This window comes from Candidatus Nitrotoga arctica (assembly GCF_918378365.1).
In the GTDB taxonomy this organism is placed as follows: domain Bacteria; phylum Pseudomonadota; class Gammaproteobacteria; order Burkholderiales; family Gallionellaceae; genus Nitrotoga; species Nitrotoga arctica.
In genome coordinates this window covers 2,590,167-2,605,805 of the sequence record NZ_OU912926.1, presented here as the reverse complement: position 1 = coordinate 2,605,805, position 15,639 = coordinate 2,590,167, and the positions used below count along the sequence as shown (strand labels likewise).

General features: G+C 48.9%; 15 protein-coding genes and 1 pseudogene. 13 read left to right on the top strand and 3 right to left on the bottom strand.

Annotated features, from left to right (window positions below):
• Window positions 1-17 precede the first annotated feature (17 nt).
• A complete protein-coding gene (gene greA / locus MKZ32_RS11905; protein ID WP_239797465.1) occupies window positions 18-494 on the top strand; it encodes a transcription elongation factor GreA in 477 nt (158 codons plus the stop codon).
• A 149-nt stretch (window positions 495-643) separates the two neighbouring features.
• Here greA and yhbY read toward each other — a convergent pair whose 3' ends face one another.
• Window positions 644-985 (bottom strand): ribosome assembly RNA-binding protein YhbY, encoded by a 342-nt coding sequence (yhbY, locus tag MKZ32_RS11900; RefSeq protein ID WP_239797464.1) that lies wholly within the window; start codon window positions 983-985, stop codon window positions 644-646.
• 36 nt (window positions 986-1,021) lie between these two features.
• Here yhbY and rlmE point away from each other — a divergent pair, with 36 nt between their 5' ends.
• The 4 genes from rlmE (at window position 1,022) to glmM (ending at window position 6,045) form a co-directional block, all read left to right on the top strand.
• Window positions 1,022-1,666, top strand: a complete 645-nt coding sequence (gene rlmE / locus MKZ32_RS11895) for a 23S rRNA (uridine(2552)-2'-O)-methyltransferase RlmE (protein ID WP_239797463.1) — start codon at window positions 1,022-1,024, stop codon at window positions 1,664-1,666.
• Between the two features lie 180 nt (window positions 1,667-1,846).
• Window positions 1,847-3,757 carry an ATP-dependent zinc metalloprotease FtsH gene (ftsH, locus tag MKZ32_RS11890; protein WP_239797462.1) on the top strand — a complete coding sequence of 637 codons (1,911 nt, stop codon included), beginning with the start codon at window positions 1,847-1,849 and terminating at the stop codon, window positions 3,755-3,757.
• 99 nt (window positions 3,758-3,856) lie between these two features.
• Window positions 3,857-4,684: a dihydropteroate synthase gene (gene folP / locus MKZ32_RS11885; protein WP_239797461.1), complete on the top strand. Its 828-nt coding sequence runs from the start codon at window positions 3,857-3,859 to the stop codon at window positions 4,682-4,684.
• Window positions 4,681-6,045: a phosphoglucosamine mutase gene (gene glmM, locus MKZ32_RS11880; RefSeq protein ID WP_239797460.1), complete on the top strand. Its 1,365-nt coding sequence runs from the start codon at window positions 4,681-4,683 to the stop codon at window positions 6,043-6,045. The genes folP and glmM overlap by 4 nt, the downstream gene beginning before the upstream one ends.
• Before the next feature lie 12 nt (window positions 6,046-6,057).
• Here glmM and MKZ32_RS11875 read toward each other — a convergent pair whose 3' ends face one another.
• On the bottom strand, window positions 6,058-6,759 hold the full coding sequence (locus MKZ32_RS11875) for a tetratricopeptide repeat protein (protein ID WP_239797459.1): 702 nt from the start codon (window positions 6,757-6,759) through the stop codon (window positions 6,058-6,060).
• Between the two features lie 559 nt (window positions 6,760-7,318).
• Window positions 7,319-7,528: pseudogene (locus MKZ32_RS15500) on the bottom strand (DUF2326 domain-containing protein); the annotation flags it as partial.
• 569 nt (window positions 7,529-8,097) lie between these two features.
• Between MKZ32_RS15500 and thrS the strand changes: the two are divergent.
• The 8 genes from thrS (at window position 8,098) to MKZ32_RS11835 (ending at window position 15,490) form a co-directional block, all read left to right on the top strand.
• The gene (gene thrS / locus MKZ32_RS11870; RefSeq protein WP_239797458.1) at window positions 8,098-10,011 is read left to right on the top strand and encodes a threonine--tRNA ligase; all 1,914 of its coding nucleotides are present in this window, start codon (window positions 8,098-8,100) and stop codon (window positions 10,009-10,011) included.
• 21 nt (window positions 10,012-10,032) lie between these two features.
• The gene (gene infC / locus MKZ32_RS11865; RefSeq protein WP_239798145.1) at window positions 10,033-10,551 is read left to right on the top strand and encodes a translation initiation factor IF-3; all 519 of its coding nucleotides are present in this window, start codon (window positions 10,033-10,035) and stop codon (window positions 10,549-10,551) included.
• Between the two features lie 142 nt (window positions 10,552-10,693).
• Window positions 10,694-10,891, top strand: coding sequence for a 50S ribosomal protein L35 (rpmI, locus tag MKZ32_RS11860; protein WP_173052938.1), 198 nt, complete (start codon window positions 10,694-10,696; stop codon window positions 10,889-10,891).
• Between the two features lie 9 nt (window positions 10,892-10,900).
• Window positions 10,901-11,260: a 50S ribosomal protein L20 gene (gene rplT, locus MKZ32_RS11855; protein WP_173052936.1), complete on the top strand. Its 360-nt coding sequence runs from the start codon at window positions 10,901-10,903 to the stop codon at window positions 11,258-11,260.
• Between the two features lie 189 nt (window positions 11,261-11,449).
• Window positions 11,450-12,469 carry a phenylalanine--tRNA ligase subunit alpha gene (gene pheS, locus MKZ32_RS11850; RefSeq protein WP_239797457.1) on the top strand — a complete coding sequence of 340 codons (1,020 nt, stop codon included), beginning with the start codon at window positions 11,450-11,452 and terminating at the stop codon, window positions 12,467-12,469.
• A gap of 1 nt (window position 12,470) precedes the next feature.
• Window positions 12,471-14,822, top strand: coding sequence for a phenylalanine--tRNA ligase subunit beta (pheT, locus tag MKZ32_RS11845; protein WP_239797456.1), 2,352 nt, complete (start codon window positions 12,471-12,473; stop codon window positions 14,820-14,822).
• A 10-nt stretch (window positions 14,823-14,832) separates the two neighbouring features.
• Complete coding sequence (locus tag MKZ32_RS11840; protein WP_239797455.1) at window positions 14,833-15,138, top strand: integration host factor subunit alpha; 306 nt, start codon at window positions 14,833-14,835, stop codon at window positions 15,136-15,138.
• The gene (locus tag MKZ32_RS11835; RefSeq protein ID WP_239797454.1) at window positions 15,119-15,490 is read left to right on the top strand and encodes a MerR family transcriptional regulator; all 372 of its coding nucleotides are present in this window, start codon (window positions 15,119-15,121) and stop codon (window positions 15,488-15,490) included. The genes MKZ32_RS11840 and MKZ32_RS11835 overlap by 20 nt, the downstream gene beginning before the upstream one ends.
• Window positions 15,491-15,639 lie beyond the last annotated feature (149 nt).

Below are 15,639 nucleotides of genomic sequence, written 5' to 3'. Positions count from 1 at the left end.
AAGAAGGAAGAATCAGTATGAGCAAGATTCCATTAACCGTGGTAGGTGCTGAACTATTGCGTAACGAACTGCATCATTTGAAAACCGTTGATCGCCCATGGGTGATAAATGCCATTTCCGAAGCGCGCGCGCAAGGGGATTTGTCTGAAAATGCTGAATATGAAGCGGCTAAAGAGCGTCAAAGTTTTGTTGAGGGGCGCATTCTAGAGTTGGGAAGCAAGCTGGGTAATGCTCAAGTAATAGATCCAAAGACCATCAATGCGGACGGCCGTTGTGTGTTTGGCGCGACCGTGAGGCTGGAAGATCTCGCAAGCGGCGATGTGGTGACTTATCAGATTGTCGGAGATGATGAAGCTGATATTAGGCAGGGTAAGATTTCCATCAGCTCTCCAATTGCACGGGCACTGATCGGTAAGTACAGTGGAGATGTAGCTGAAGTTCAAGCTCCAGGCGGTGTTCGCGAATATGAGATCGTGAATGTGCAATATATTTAAGTCTTCCAAGCACCTTTGGTAGGGATAAGAAAAACGCAGATAAGTGTTTTGCGCTGCTAGTGACCTTTCAAGCATCTGGGAAGAGCGGTATGGCTGCTCGCTCACCTCTACACAAGAGGTGGCAGGACGTAATTATAAGGCCGGGAAATTTAGCGGCTACCCAACTGTTTTTTGCTGAGCCGCTTGCCTTTGTGTTGTGCAGGTTTCCTCTCGGGTACATCTTCTTGTGGTTGATATATCACCAGGATTTTGCCAATATGTTGCACCGCTACTGCGTTCAATTGTGTGCAAATTTGTTCCAAGATAACTAAGCGTGCTTCTCGATCCTCATTCATAACCCTGATTTTGATTAATTCATGGCTTTTCAAGGCGCAGGAGATTTCTCCCAGTACGGTGGGGGTTAATCCTGCTGATCCAATCATGACGGTGGGTTTAAGCGGATGAGCGCGCGCTTTGAGGTTTTGGCGTTGTAATACAGTTAGTGTTAGCAATTTTATTGGCTCCTGATAAGGCTGACATTTTAAACGATGAAGCGATCTAAAAGTAGTAAACAATGGATGCATGAACATGTTAATGATTCATATGTGCAGCGTGCGCAGAAGGAAGGTTACCGTTCGCGTGCGGCATATAAATTATTAGAAATTGATGAGCGTGACCGGCTACTCAAACGTGGTATGGTGGTGGTTGACTTGGGTGCGGCCCCTGGCGGCTGGTCGCAAGTCGCTGCCATCAAGGTGGCTGAAGGGGGCAAGGTAATTGCAGTCGACCTGTTGCCATTGCACCCGATACATGGCGTAGAGTTTATTCAAGGTGATTTCCGCGACGACAGTGTGATGGCACAAATTGAGAGCAAGCTGGGTGGCAAGAAAATTGGACTTGTAATTTCTGATATGTCCCCCAATATTAGTGGCATCAACATAAGCGATCAGGCACGTGCTATGCATTTGGCGGAACTGGCGCTGGACTTTTCATTACGCCATTTGCAACCAAGCGGCACATTTCTGGTGAAAGTGTTTCAAGGCGTAGGTTTTGAGGACTATATTAAGTTGATGCGTAGTTACTTTGCTCGAGTGGTGACGCGTAAGCCAGACTCTTCGCGTGATCGAAGTAATGAACTGTATCTCTTGGGAACTTCAAAATTTGAGAGTACATTTGAAAATTCAACTTTCTAAATTGAGACAAGACGCGAGTTAAGTTTAACAGGCAGTATGTTTAACATGTAAGCGGTAAAATCTGTAGATCAACGCAGTATTGCAATATTGTTGGATTTATAGTGGTGCCCTTGAGTAATCGGGCCAGACGTAGTTTAATGGACGCATGGTAGCGACTATGCGCTGGGTTAAGGAGTAACTTTGAACAACTTGTTTAAGAGTATCGGAATTTGGATGGTCGTGGCGTTGGTGCTGATGACCGTATTCAATCAATTCAACACGCGCCAGCAGCAGACCTCGCAGACGCAGGTGGATTACTCGCGCTTTCTGGAAGAAGTCAGGCTGGGGAGTATTACCAAGGTAACTATCGAAGGACGCATGCTCAAGGCTGTTACTAACGATGGCAAGCGCATCAGCAGCTATGCGCCGCAAGATTTGTGGTTGGTATCTGACTTGATCAAGAACGGTGTTACGATTGAGGCCAAGCCGGAAGAAGAGCAATCTTTTCTGATGAGTATTTTTGTTTCGTGGTTCCCGATGCTGCTGCTCATTGGCGTGTGGGTTTTTTTCATGCGCCAGATGCAAGGCGGCGGTAAAGGGGGGGGGCTTTTCTCTTTTGGCAAGAGCAAGGCGCGCATGCTGGACGAGACTAAAGAACGTGTTACCTTTGCCGATGTGGCAGGTTGCGATGAGGCCAAGGAAGAAGTATCCGAGATTGTAGATTTCCTGCGCGACCCAACCAAATTTCAAAATTTGGGCGGCCGCATTCCGCGCGGGGTGTTGCTGCTGGGTAGCCCCGGCACCGGCAAAACGTTGCTGGCAAAGGCCATTGCGGGTGAGGCTAATGTACCGTTCTTTTCAATCTCTGGATCTGATTTTGTAGAAATGTTTGTCGGCGTGGGCGCGGCGCGCGTGCGCGACATGTTCGAGCAAGCTAAGAAACAGGCGCCGTGCATTGTCTTCATTGATGAAATTGATGCCGTCGGTCGCCAGCGCGGTGCTGGCTTGGGCGGCGGCAATGATGAGCGTGAACAAACCCTGAATGCGTTGCTAGTGGAAATGGATGGTTTTGAAGGAGCCAGCGGCGTGATTGTAATCGCTGCGACCAATCGTCCCGATGTACTCGACTCAGCACTGTTGCGTCCGGGCCGTTTTGATCGCCAAGTAGTAGTGCCGTTGCCGGATATTCGTGGCCGCGAACAGATTCTGATGGTGCACATGCGCAAAGTGCCTATTGCGCCTGACGTGAAAGCCGATATTTTGGCGCGTGGTACACCTGGTATGTCTGGGGCTGACCTGGCGAATCTGGTAAACGAGGCGGCGTTGTTTGCCGCACGACGCAGCAAGCGATTCGTCGAAATGGACGATTTCGAGGCAGCCAAGGATAAGATCATGATGGGTGCGGAACGCCGCTCAGTTGTCATGCCAGAGGAGGAACGTCGCAACACCGCTTACCATGAATCCGGCCACGCGGTGGTGGCAAAGTTGCTGCCAAAAACTGATCCGGTTCACAAGGTTACTATCATTCCGCGTGGACGTGCGTTGGGGTTGACCATGCAGTTGCCAGCGGAAGATCGTTACAGCATGGATAAGAATCGGATCCTTGATACGCTTGCGGTATTGTTCGGCGGTCGTATTGCGGAAGAGATTTTCATGCACCAAATGACTACCGGAGCTTCCAATGACTTTGAGCGTGCCACTGAAATGGCACGCCGCATGGTAACACAATGGGGTATGTCGGAAGCCTTGGGGACGATGGTATATGGCGAAAACGAAGGCGAGGTATTTCTTGGGCGCTCTGTGACTACCCACAAGAATGTTTCAGAAGCTACCATGCAGAAAGTGGATGAGGAAATTCGCCGCATTATAGACCAGCAGTATGCATTGGCTCGAGGGCTGATCGAAGCCAATCGGGACAAAGTCGAAGCGATGGCGAAAGCACTGCTTGAATTTGAAACTTTGGATTCCGACCAGCTCGACGATATTATGGCCGGTAAACCGCCACGTCCGCCCAAGGTCATTCAGTCGAGCAAAGATGCCCAGCCGCCCCAGGATGCAGCACCGACAGCATCGGGAACTCCATCTGCTCCTCAGCCAGCGCCGGGAGCTTGAAAAGCTGAGAAGGATGATTTAAGGGAAAGGGGTGGGGTGCATGTTTCCGCGCTTTTAGATGTTCCCATTTTCCCTTTTATCCTTTACTTCACCTATCACATGCTTCTCCATTGTGGCTCATTCAAGTTGGACTTGTCCCGCACTTTGGTTATGGGCATCGTCAATATCACCCCCGACTCATTCTATGATGGCGGGCGTCATTCGCAACATGATGCAGCGCTTATTCATGCACATCAACTGATTCAAGAAGGCGCTGACCTTCTCGACATAGGCGGTGAATCCACGCGTCCCGGCGCGCTATCGATCAGCGTGCAGGAAGAGTTGGATCGCATCATGCCGGTGATTGAAGGCTTGCACGGTGCCCCGGTTCCTCTTTCAGTTGATACCTATAAAGCAGAAGTGATGCGCTCGGCATTGGCGGCAGGAGCGAGCATGATCAATGATATCAACGCGCTGCAACAACCGGATGCGCTGGCCGCCGTGGCGGCCAGCGATGTAGCGGTGTGCCTGATGCATAAACAAGGCGCGCTCCAAGCTATGCAGCCGCCGCACTATCAGGATGTAGTGGCAGAGGTGCTTCAATTCTTGCGTTCACGTATAGTATCCGCGCAAAAGGCAGGCATCGCGCGGGAACGTATCATGGTCGATCCGGGTTTTGGTTTTGACAAAACCTTGGCGCATAATCTCGCTCTGCTAAGGCATCTGGATAAATTTTCTGTACTGGGTGTACCACTATTAGCCGGGTTATCGCGTAAATCCATGCTGGGGACAATTACTGGCCAAGACGTAGAACATCGAGTACATGCCAGCGTAGCGGCAGCGTTGTTGGCAGTGATGCGAGGAGCATGCATGGTGCGCGTGCACGATGTGCGTGCCACAGTAGATGCCTTGAAAATTTTGAACGCTGTGAGGGGGATCGACTTGTGAGCAAAAAATTTTTTGGTACGGATGGTGTGCGCGGACGGGTGGGTGAATATCCTATTACGCCGGAATTTGTTATGAACTTGGGCTATTCCGCAGGTAAAGTGCTGGCTTCCGCAGATTGGCATTTATCACGGGGTGAAAATCCCGGAGTACTGATTGGCAAGGATACGCGTATTTCTGGCTATCTGCTTGAATCGGCTTTGCAGGCGGGTTTGATTGCCGCTGGGGTAGATGTTTATCTGGCTGGACCGGTGCCAACGCCTGCAGTGGCTTATCTAACTCGTGCATTACGTTTGCAGGCGGGGATCGTGATTTCTGCTTCGCATAATCTGTTCGAGGATAATGGCATTAAGTTTTTTTCCAGCCAAGGCAGCAAGCTAGCAGATGAAACGGAATATGCCATCGAAGCCAGGCTGGAAACATCAATAGAAACCATGCCTTCGGCCAGGCTGGGCAAAGCCAAACGCTTACAAGATGCGGCAGGCCGTTATATTGAGTTTTGCAAGAGTAGCTTTCCTTACGATTTAGATTTGCGTGGCTTGAAATTGGTGGTGGATTGTGCGCACGGTGCTTGCTATCACATTGCCCGACATGTTTTCCACGAGCTGGGTGCGGATGTTATAACTATCGGTGTGCAGCCGGATGGAATAAACATCAACGACGGTTATGGTGCGACTGCCCCAGCCAATTTGCAGCAAGCCGTTAAAGACCATCATGCCGATCTGGGTATTGCCCTCGATGGTGACGGCGACCGATTGGTAATGGTGGACGCGGATGGATGTTTGTACGATGGCGATCAGCTTCTCTACATTATTGCCAAGCACCGCCATGTGCAGGGTACGCTTAAGGGCGGGGTGGTGGGAACACTAATGACCAATCTGGCTTTCGAGCATGCCATGCAACGCATGCACGTACCCTTCGCGCGCGCCAAGGTGGGTGATCGTCATGTAATGGAAACGATGTTGCAACAAGGCTGGCAACTTGGCGGAGAAAATTCCGGCCACATCATCTGTCTCGATCGGCACACAACGGGCGATGGCATCATCTCCGCCTTGCAAGTATTGCATGCACTTCGCGTTAACCAGCAGACCCTGGCTCAAGCTGTTTCAGATTTAACACTGTATCCACAAATATTACTGAATGTGCGTGTTGCCAGAGGGGCTGATTGTTCTTCGCATGCCAGCATACGTGAAGTGGTGATGGCTGCCGAAACGGCGCTTGATGGTTGTGGCAGAGTATTGCTGAGGCCTTCTGGAACCGAACCGTTGTTACGTGTGATGGTGGAAGGTGAGGATGGTGAAAAAGTTCGGCACTGGGCGGAAACCATCGCACAAACCGTTCGAGAAGTGGCGCAGATAACTTGATAGGAGCACCTGTTAAAAATCCTTGGGAAGCGTTTTGTCCTCACCATGATTGGACGGCGTTAGCTTGAAATTCCGCGACAGCGTTTGCGCTTTCAGTACTTCAGCTGCATTCATGAGATTTGCCACATTATCTCGTCCAGAAATGCCGGGTTCATAGCCTTGTGCGGACGCGAGGTTATACCAGACGTAAGCTTGTGTTAGATCACGTTGGATGCCTTCACCGGTTTTGTAAAATGTTCCAAGCTGATATTGAGCTTCCGGATAACCTTTGTGGGCTGCTTTCTCAATCCATTGAGCGGCAGCCGTGAAATCCTGCAATACACCACGGCCATTTCTATAAAGTAGACCCAAATTGAATTCTGCCCCTGCATGTCCCTGCTTGGCGGCCAAATCAAACCACTTCAGTGCCTCCTTGTAATTTATGGGGAACTCGCCTCCTGGCATGTACATGAGGCCCGCAGCGTATTGGTCATCGGCTTTACCCCGTTTTGCTTTCTCGAGGATAAGCGTTCTGCTTGGCTTTATTTCATGGGCGATGTGTGGAGAGGCGATGGTAAGGTCAGGTTTGGATAGTAGATAAATCGTGACAAGAAAACCTACGCCGGCAAGCAAACCCAAGGTGGCTGCGACAGGAAGCTTGAAGGGCCCACTGAATTTAAAGAATCGATGCTTGCAGTCACGGCAACGGTATGGCGCATAAAGTAAGTGGTTCATGTGATCTTCGTTTTTCTTCCACGAAGAACGACGCACGTTCATACTTTTGCAACGCGCGCATATCATTTGGTCAACGTCCAATGGGCGTAAGGCTTGCCGACACTAAAACAATAACCCGGTTTAAGGATAAATATTGAAGTTGCGGAACGCACTATCAAGAGCACCTTGTGAGAAAGTTGAACATCTTACACTAAATATCCCTTTCAATAATCGCTCCCGGCGGTAACCAACAGGTCGCGCTATTCAGTTGTTTCCACATCTCCGCAATAATTTTTCTGATGACGCATGATTCCTCTCATACAGCTTATATATAACAAAAAATATAGATAAGATAAAAACGCTGGGCAGCATTCGCATATATTTATACTCACTCTCGGTCTTGAAGTGAGTGGTAGGGAGTCGATGAGTTCGACGGCCTCCATGGTGGTACTTTAGAAACCAAATTTGAAGAGTTCACCCTCTCCTTTGCGTCGGTCAGAACGACAAGTAGGATATATTCGTGCAGATCAAATCCGTCCGTTTTCTCTTTGAAAGCATCGTCCTCGTTCATGGTTAATGTCTATTGAAATCCGAGTTCACGAGCCGTTGCTACCCCAATCTTCAACATACTACTAATTTGATGGCCATTAATTTCATCAAAAAGATGGCTGTCGTGTATTAGAAAATCTGGACCGATTTCGCGCTTCGCACATAGGCGTAGAAGTATCAGGCGAAAGCAGAATATCTGCATATTCTTGATACTCTGGCTGCGGGAACCTTGCATCGGGAACTGGAAGGCAGGCCACTTTTGGTCTTATCCACGATCATGTTACCTGCAGATTCATAAAATTGCCTGGAGGTTTCCTCAAAGGCAAGAATACCTCAGACAACCGCTGGTTTGGTTCAGATAAATCGCGCCGTAGCCGCAGAACTAGCTGTTTGCGCTCAATTTTCAATTTATTGTTTGTGCCTCTAACTGCTTGGTTGCCCCAAAACGTTGTCGCAGGGATTGAACCTCAGCCTCCAATCTTTTGTTTCTCATTCCCTGCACGTTTTGATTTCTGCCAATTTTGGTGAATTGCTTGAGCAAATTAACTTTACCCAAAAGGTCGGCAGGCTTTTGGTAGTGGGCCAGTAGTTGGCCGATTAATCAGAAGAGGGTGTTTTCCTTGCTTCGGCTTGGCTCACTCCTTTTAAAAGTCAGGAGTCTTTTGCCATATGATCATTTATACAAAATTATTCACACCCTTAACAAAATATAAATATAATAAATATAGCTCTAGCCGCACTTTGAGGATGACGCGGTTTATTTGAGGGTGCGAGTACATTACTTTTATTTTAACTAATAGATATCTAAATATGCCTTGTATTACATTGCCAGATGGCTCGCAACGCAGTTTTGCGCAGCCCGTTACCGTCGCCGAAGTTGCACAGAGTATAGGCGCGGGCTTGGCGCGTGCGGCGTTAGCCGGAAAAGTAGATGGGCATTTGGTTGATACCTCTCATCTTATTTTTTCTGACGCAGAATTATCTATCATCACCGATAAGGACGAGGACGGGCTAGAGATTATTCGCCATTCCACTGCACACCTTCTGGCCTACGCGGTTAAGGAGTTATTTCCCGAGGCTCAAGTGACTATTGGCCCGGTGATTGAAAACGGGTTCTACTATGACTTTTCTTATGCACGCCCGTTTACTCCAGATGATTTGGCGGCGCTTGAAAAACGCATGGCGGAATTAGCCAAGCGCGATGTTCCGGTAACGCGCAAAGAGCTACCGCGCGATGAAGCGGTGGCCTATTTCAAAAGCATAGGTGAGCATTACAAGGCGGAGATTATCGAATCTATTCCCGTAGAGCAGGGCGTGTCACTTTATACTCAGGGTGATTTCACCGATCTGTGCCGTGGCCCGCATGTGCCGTCCACTGGCAAGCTCAAGGTGTTCAAATTGATGAGTGTGGCTGGCGCTTACTGGCGGGGCGATCAACGCAATGCAATGTTGCAGCGTATTTATGGTACAGCCTGGGCTAAGAAGGAAGATCTTGATGCCTATCTACACCGCTTGGAAGAGGCGGAAAAACGTGATCATCGAAAACTTGCCAAGCAGCTTAATTTGTTCCACATGCAAGACGATGCACCTGGTATGGTATTTTGGCATCCGAATGGCTGGGCCATATGGCAGGTAGTTGAGCACTACATGCGCGTCAAGTTCCGCGAGTATGGTTATCAGGAAGTGCGCACTCCAACTATGATGGATCGCACGCTCTGGGAGAAGTCTGGACATTGGGAAAATTATCACGACAATATGTTCACTACCCATTCAGAGGCGCGGGATTTTGCGGTGAAGCCGATGAATTGTCCAGGGCACGTACAGATTTTCAATTATGGCCTGCGCAGTTATCGCGAGTTACCCTTGCGACTGGCCGAATTTGGATCCTGTCATCGTAACGAGCCGTCTGGTTCTCTGCATGGCTTGATGCGTGTGCGCGGTTTTACCCAGGATGATGCACATGTTTTCTGTACTGAACGTCAGATCGAAAGTGAAGTAGCGGATTTCATCGTGATGTTGCAAAAAGTGTACGCAGATTTTGGTTTCAATGATGTTTTGGTAAAGCTTTCGACTCGCCCAGAGAAACGTGTGGGTTCCGATGAAACTTGGGATAAGGCGGAGGCGGCACTGGCTGCGGCATTACGTCAAAATAATCTGGAATATGAATTGCAAGCCGGTGAAGGGGCATTCTATGGGCCGAAAATAGAATTCTCTTTGAAAGACACACTGGGGCGTGTGTGGCAATGCGGCACCATTCAGTTGGATTTTAATCTGCCGGTACGCTTGGGCGCGGAATATGTGGATGAGGATAACACGCGCAAAGCGCCGGTGATGCTGCACCGTGCTATTCTTGGCTCCTTAGAGCGTTTTATGGGGATTCTTATCGAACACCATGCTGGGGCCTTCCCACTGTGGTTGTCACCGGTGCAGATGGCAGTGGTGAATATCTCACAGGCACAAAATGGTTATGCTACTCAAGTTGCGGAAACTTTGAGAGCAGCCGGGTTTCGTGTGCACTTGGATTTGCGCAATGAGAAAATTACCTATAAAATACGAGAATATAGCTTACAAAAATTACCTTATCAATTGATAGTGGGCGATAAGGAAATGGCTGCTGACTTAGTTTCTGTACGAACCCGAAAAGGTGAGGATCTTGGGCAGATGTCAATGGAGGTGTTATTACAACACCTCCAATTGGAACTGCAAGCGGGTAGTACGGTTTAATTTTTTGATGGAGAAACTGCAATAGCTCAGGATAAAGAACAACGCCTTAACGAGCAAATAACAGCACCTCAGGTGCGGCTGGTTGGTGTAGAAGGGGAGCCACTCGGTGTTGTGGCAGTCGCGGAAGCGCTACGCTTAGCTGAAGAGGCTGATTTGGATTTGGTGGAAGTTGCGCCGATGGCGGAGCCGCCGGTTTGTCGTATCATGGATATTGGCAAGTTCAAGTATGCCGAGAGCAAGAAGCAGCACGAGGCTAAGCTTAAACAAAAGCAGATTCAGATAAAGGAAGTCAAGTTCAGGCCTGGCACGGATGATGGTGATTACAATATCAAATTACGTAACCTGACTCGATTTCTAGGAGAAGGTGATAAGACCAAAATCACGTTACGTTTTCGTGGGCGTGAAATTGCGCATCAGGGTATTGGCATGCAAATGATGGAACGGGTCATGGCTGATCTCGGGGAACACGGTACCGTGGAACAGTACCCTAAAATGGAGGGTCGTCAGATGGTGATGGTACTGGCGCCGAAGAAAAAATAATTTAATGTGGTAATTTTTGATTTTGCTCGGGTTAAGGGATTGGTCAGAGCAGACTAGCAGTAAACAGTCCCAGATAAGTGATCCCAGGTTTTTAAGTGTTCCTGCCAGGAGCCTCCTGGTGTCATCAAATAAAGGAGTTGTTATGCCTAAAATGAAAACAAAAAGTGGTGCTGCAAAGCGTTTTAAAGTGCGTGCAGGCGGCAGCATTAAGCGCGCACAAGCATTCAAGCGCCACATCCTGACCAAAAAGACCACCAAGAGCAAGCGTCAATTGCGTGGTACTACCGAAGTTCACGCAAGCAACACGGCGTCTATTCGCGCCATGATGCCCTACGCATAAGGAGTAAACATGCCAAGAGTTAAACGTGGTGTAACGGCGCGAGCGCGCCATAAGAAAGTTTTAGATCTGGCCAAGGGTTATCGTGGCCGCCGTAAAAATGTCTATCGTATTGCCAAAGAAGCAGTAATGAAGGCTGGCCAATACGCCTATCGTGATCGTCGACAACGCAAGCGCCAGTTCCGTACATTGTGGATTGCACGTATTAATGCAGCGGCACGTGAGCAAGGACTGAGCTACAGTGTGTTCATGAACGGCTTGAAGAAAGCTGCAATTAGCATCGACCGCAAGGTGTTGGCGGATATTGCCGTATTTGATAAGCTTGCCTTCATACAGATTGTTGGACAGGCCAAAGCCAGCCTCGGCGTTTAAGCGTAAGCTAAACCACATTTAAGAGGCGTTTGGCGCCTCTTTTTTGTTTGTATAAAGTAGTTCAAGTTATATGCTTGATTAGGAATTAACTTTTCTGAGCGACTTTCTTGCAGTTTGCGATCTCGACCAGATTACGCCACTAACCTTTCTGTCTCCCCTGTCAGGGTAGATACATAAAAAATAATTGTCATGCAAGAACTTGAGAAAATTCTCGACGAAGCGCTGCAACAGTTTGCTGCGATTGAACAGGCAGCGGAATTGGAGCAAGCCAAGGCGCGCTATCTAGGCAAGGAAGGCCGTTTGACTGTGTTGTTGAAAGGTCTCGGCAAACTGTCCGCCGAAGAGCGGCCAGCAGCAGGAGTGCGGATCAACCATGTCAAGCAGGGTATCGAAAGTGCCTTGCAGCAAAGACGCGAGGCATTGCAGTATAGCCAGTTACAGCTGAAACTTAAGGCGGAGGCACTGGATGTCACCCTGCCGGGCAGAGGGCTGGGTTGTGGTGGGTTGCATCCGGTTACGCGCACGCTTGAGCGTATTGAGAGCCTGTTCCATTCACTCGGTTTTATTGTGGCATCGGGTCCGGAAATCGAGAGCGATTTTTACAACTTTACAGCGCTCAATATTCCGGAGAACCACCCAGCACGTGCCATGCATGATACGTTTTACGTCGACCAGAAGCATGTATTGCGCACCCACACTTCGCCGGTGCAAATCCGCTATATGGAAAATAATGCACCTCCACTGAAAATTATTGCGCCGGGGCGGGTGTACCGCTGCGATTCAGATGTGACCCATTCGCCCATGTTTCATCAGGTGGAAGGCCTGTGGATCGATGAGGATGTGAATTTCTCTATGCTAAAGGGCGTGCTGTCGAATTTTATGCAATGTTTCTTCGAGCGCGATGATTTGCAGGTTCGTTTTCGTCCCTCATTCTTTCCATTTACCGAGCCGTCGGCAGAGATGGACATCCAGTGTGTGCAGTGCAATGGCAAGGGTTGTCGCGTGTGCAGCCATACTGGCTGGCTCGAGGTGTTAGGCAGTGGTATGGTACATCCGAATGTGCTGCAGCACGTCAATATTGATAGCGAAAAGTATTTGGGTTTTGCCTTCGGCCTTGGGGTCGAGCGCTTGGCGATGTTACGCTATAGCGTGGCTGATCTGCGCATGTTCTATGAAGGTGATTTACAATTTTTGAAACAATTCAACTAGCATGAAATTTTCTGAGAATTGGTTAAGGTACTGGATCAATCCCGAGCTTTCCAGCCTCGAGCTGGCTCATGCGTTGACCATGGCTGGGCTGGAAGTGGAAGCGCTGGAATCAGTTGCGCCTGTATTCAGCAATGTAATAGTGGCGGAAGTGCTGGAGGTGATCAAACATCCTAATGCGGATCGGCTAAGTCTGTGCCAGGTCAATGTAGGTGAGGCTGCGCCATTGACTATCGTTTGCGGCGCACCCAATGTTGCCGTTGGTATGAAAGTGCCTTGCGCGCGCATCGGGGCGGTATTGCCAGGCGACTTTGTTATAAAGCAAGCCAAGGTGCGCAATGTCGATTCCTCCGGCATGTTGTGCTCTGCCAGTGAATTGGGATTGGCCGAAGACAGCCAAGGTCTATGGTTGTTGCCTGAGGATGCGCCGGTGGGGGGAGGGCTACGCGAATATCTAGAATTAGACGATATGCTGTTCACTTTGAAGCTCACACCTAACCGTAGTGATTGCTTAAGCATGGTGGGCGTGGCGCGGGAAGTGGCGGCGATTACCGGCGGCACATTGAATGCGCTGAAGATTGATCCCGTTCTGTCGAGTTTGACTGAAACTTTAGCGGTAAATATTGATGCTCCCGAAGCTTGCCGATTATATTGCGGCCGCATCGTGCGCAGTGTGAATTCCGCTGCTGCGACGCCGTTATGGATGATGCGCCGTTTGGAGCGTGGCGGGCTGCGCAGTATCAACGCGGTGGTAGATATTACCAATTACGTCATGCTTGAACTAGGTCAGCCCCTCCATGCCTACGACCTGGCAAAACTTGCCGGTGGCATTATAGTGCGCTATGCGCGAGCGGATGAGGAATTGGCTTTGCTTAATGGACAAAACGTCATGCTGCAGGATGACATGCTGGTGGTTGCAGATGATACGCGATTGCTGGCATTGGCTGGAATTATGGGTGGCGCGGCCAGCAGCGTGGAAACAGCCACTCGTGATGTCTTTCTGGAGAGTGCCTTCTTCGTACCCGATGTAATTGTTGGAAAGGCGCGTAGATTGACCATTTCCACTGATTCTTCATATCGTTTTGAGCGTGGTGTAGATTTCACCGCGACACGCATGGCGCTGGAGCGTGCAACACAATTGTTGCTGGAAATTTGTGGTGGGCAAGCTGGGGTGATCAGCGAGGTGCATGGAAAATTGCCAGCACGCGATACGATAATGTTACGCACCAGCCGAGTAAAACGCGTTTTGGGTATTATGCTGGATACTGCCCAAATCACCGCTTTGCTGCAACGCTTGCAGTTTAAATTTGAACAGCAGGGTGATGATTTCCATGTAACACCGCCTAGCTATCGCTTTGACCTGTCACTGGAAGTGGACTTGATCGAGGAAATCGCACGGATAGCCGGTTACGATAACATTCCGGCACAGCCGCCACAAACTGCAGTTATGATGGTGCCGCAAACAGAAACACTGCGTTCAGTATCTTGCATGCGTCAACTGATGGTGGCACGCGACTATCAAGAAACGATCAGTTATGCTTTTCTTGATGCAGAGGTCGAGCGTGATTTGTGTGCTAATACCACGCCCGTTACTCTGAAAAACCCCATCTCTAGTCAATTGGCGGTAATGCGTAGCAGTCTTTTAGGTGGTTTGATCGGTGCCTTGCGTATAAACTTTGCACGTAAACAATCGCGTGTGCGATTGTTTGAAACAGGAGTGTGTTTTACAGGTGGAAGTCATGCCCAACGTGAGCGGTTCGCGGGATTGTGTTATGGCACGCAGCTTCCTGAACAATGGGGTGTAGCGGTGCGCAGCGTGGATTTTTACGATGTAAAGGCAGATGTAGAAGCGCTGTTTGCCCCCGTGCTATTAAGTTTTTTAGCGTCACCGCATCCTGCCTCACACCCTGGACGTTCGGCACAAATATTGCTGCATGGACAGGTAGTGGGTTGGATAGGAGAGTTGCATCCGAAGTGGTTGCAGCAGTATGGAATTTCGCAGGCAGTGGTGTGGTTTGAGGTTGAGCTTGATGCCTTGATATCAGCCGATGTACCACATGCCATCGATATTTCTAAGTTTCCGCCAGTGCGTCGCGATATTGCCGTAGTCGTGGATGAAAGTGTAACGGTCCAATCTTTATTGGATGCTATGCTAGGAAGTAATACTTCTTATGTGGCAGAGTTTGCGTTGTTTGATCTATATCGTGGCAAAGGTGTGGGGGATGGAAAAAAAAGCCTTGCTTTCCGTGTGTTATTGCAAGATACTCAAAAAACATTAATTGATAGTGAAATTGAACTAAGTATCGCGCGGTTGACCGCGGTTTTGCAACAGCATGGTGCGCAGGTGCGTATATAAGGGGTGATCAATGACATTGACCAAAGCAGAGCTCGCTGATTTACTGTTTGACAAAGTTGGCTTGAATAAGCGTGAAGCCAAAGATATGGTTGAGTCCTATTTCGAGGAAATTCGTGCTCAACTTGAACATGGTGAAAGTGTCAAGCTGTCCGGTTTTGGCAATTTTCAGCTACGTGATAAGCCTCAGCGCCCCGGGCGCAATCCAAAGACAGGCGAAGATATCCCTATAACGGCACGTCGTGTAGTCACTTTTCATCCCAGCCAGAAACTCAAGAGTATGGTAGAGATGAACTATCATGGAAAACCACAAGCTTAATTCCGCCCTGCCATTGATTCCGGCGAAGCGGTATTTTACTATTGGCGAAGTTAGTGACTTGTGCGGGGTCAAGGCGCATGTATTGCGTTATTGGGAGCAGGAGTTTACCCAACTTAAACCAGTAAAACGGGGTGGTAATCGGCGCTACTACCAGCATCATGAAGTTTTACTCATACGTCGTATCAGGCAATTGCTATATGAAGAGGGTTTCACTATCAGTGGAGCTCGTGGTCGCCTCAATAGTTTTATCGAACAACGGGTAGAAGATTCACAGCTAAAACTGCTTCAGCCATCCGCTAATTCGTCTGAATTACGCCGAGAAATCCGCGAAATACTCGCTCTGCTAATGTAGTTTTTGTTCGTCGGATTGTTAGTTCAATAATTCTGCGTTTCTCATGATGATCTCCATTGAAATTTTCTGTAGGTCATTCGACGCAAAGATTTAAGATAAAAATTACATCATTATTTAATGATGACATAGCCAAATAATTGACCGCACAA

What these genes read in the sequence shown, in the direction of transcription:
- MKZ32_RS11875 (WP_239797459.1), bottom strand. Translation starts at nt 6,759, where the DNA reads ATGAACCACTTACTTTATGCGCCATACCGTTGCCGTGACTGCAAGCAT.
- folP (WP_239797461.1), top strand. Translation starts at nt 3,857, where the DNA reads ATGCTTCTCCATTGTGGCTCATTCAAGTTGGACTTGTCCCGCACTTTG.
- pheT (WP_239797456.1), top strand. Translation starts at nt 12,471, where the DNA reads ATGAAATTTTCTGAGAATTGGTTAAGGTACTGGATCAATCCCGAGCTT.
- pheS (WP_239797457.1), top strand. Translation starts at nt 11,450, where the DNA reads ATGCAAGAACTTGAGAAAATTCTCGACGAAGCGCTGCAACAGTTTGCT.
- greA (WP_239797465.1), top strand. Translation starts at nt 18, where the DNA reads ATGAGCAAGATTCCATTAACCGTGGTAGGTGCTGAACTATTGCGTAAC.
- rpmI (WP_173052938.1), top strand. Translation starts at nt 10,694, where the DNA reads ATGCCTAAAATGAAAACAAAAAGTGGTGCTGCAAAGCGTTTTAAAGTG.
- rlmE (WP_239797463.1), top strand. Translation starts at nt 1,022, where the DNA reads ATGAAGCGATCTAAAAGTAGTAAACAATGGATGCATGAACATGTTAAT.
- MKZ32_RS11840 (WP_239797455.1), top strand. Translation starts at nt 14,833, where the DNA reads ATGACATTGACCAAAGCAGAGCTCGCTGATTTACTGTTTGACAAAGTT.
- rplT (WP_173052936.1), top strand. Translation starts at nt 10,901, where the DNA reads ATGCCAAGAGTTAAACGTGGTGTAACGGCGCGAGCGCGCCATAAGAAA.
- MKZ32_RS11835 (WP_239797454.1), top strand. Translation starts at nt 15,119, where the DNA reads ATGGAAAACCACAAGCTTAATTCCGCCCTGCCATTGATTCCGGCGAAG.
- thrS (WP_239797458.1), top strand. Translation starts at nt 8,098, where the DNA reads ATGCCTTGTATTACATTGCCAGATGGCTCGCAACGCAGTTTTGCGCAG.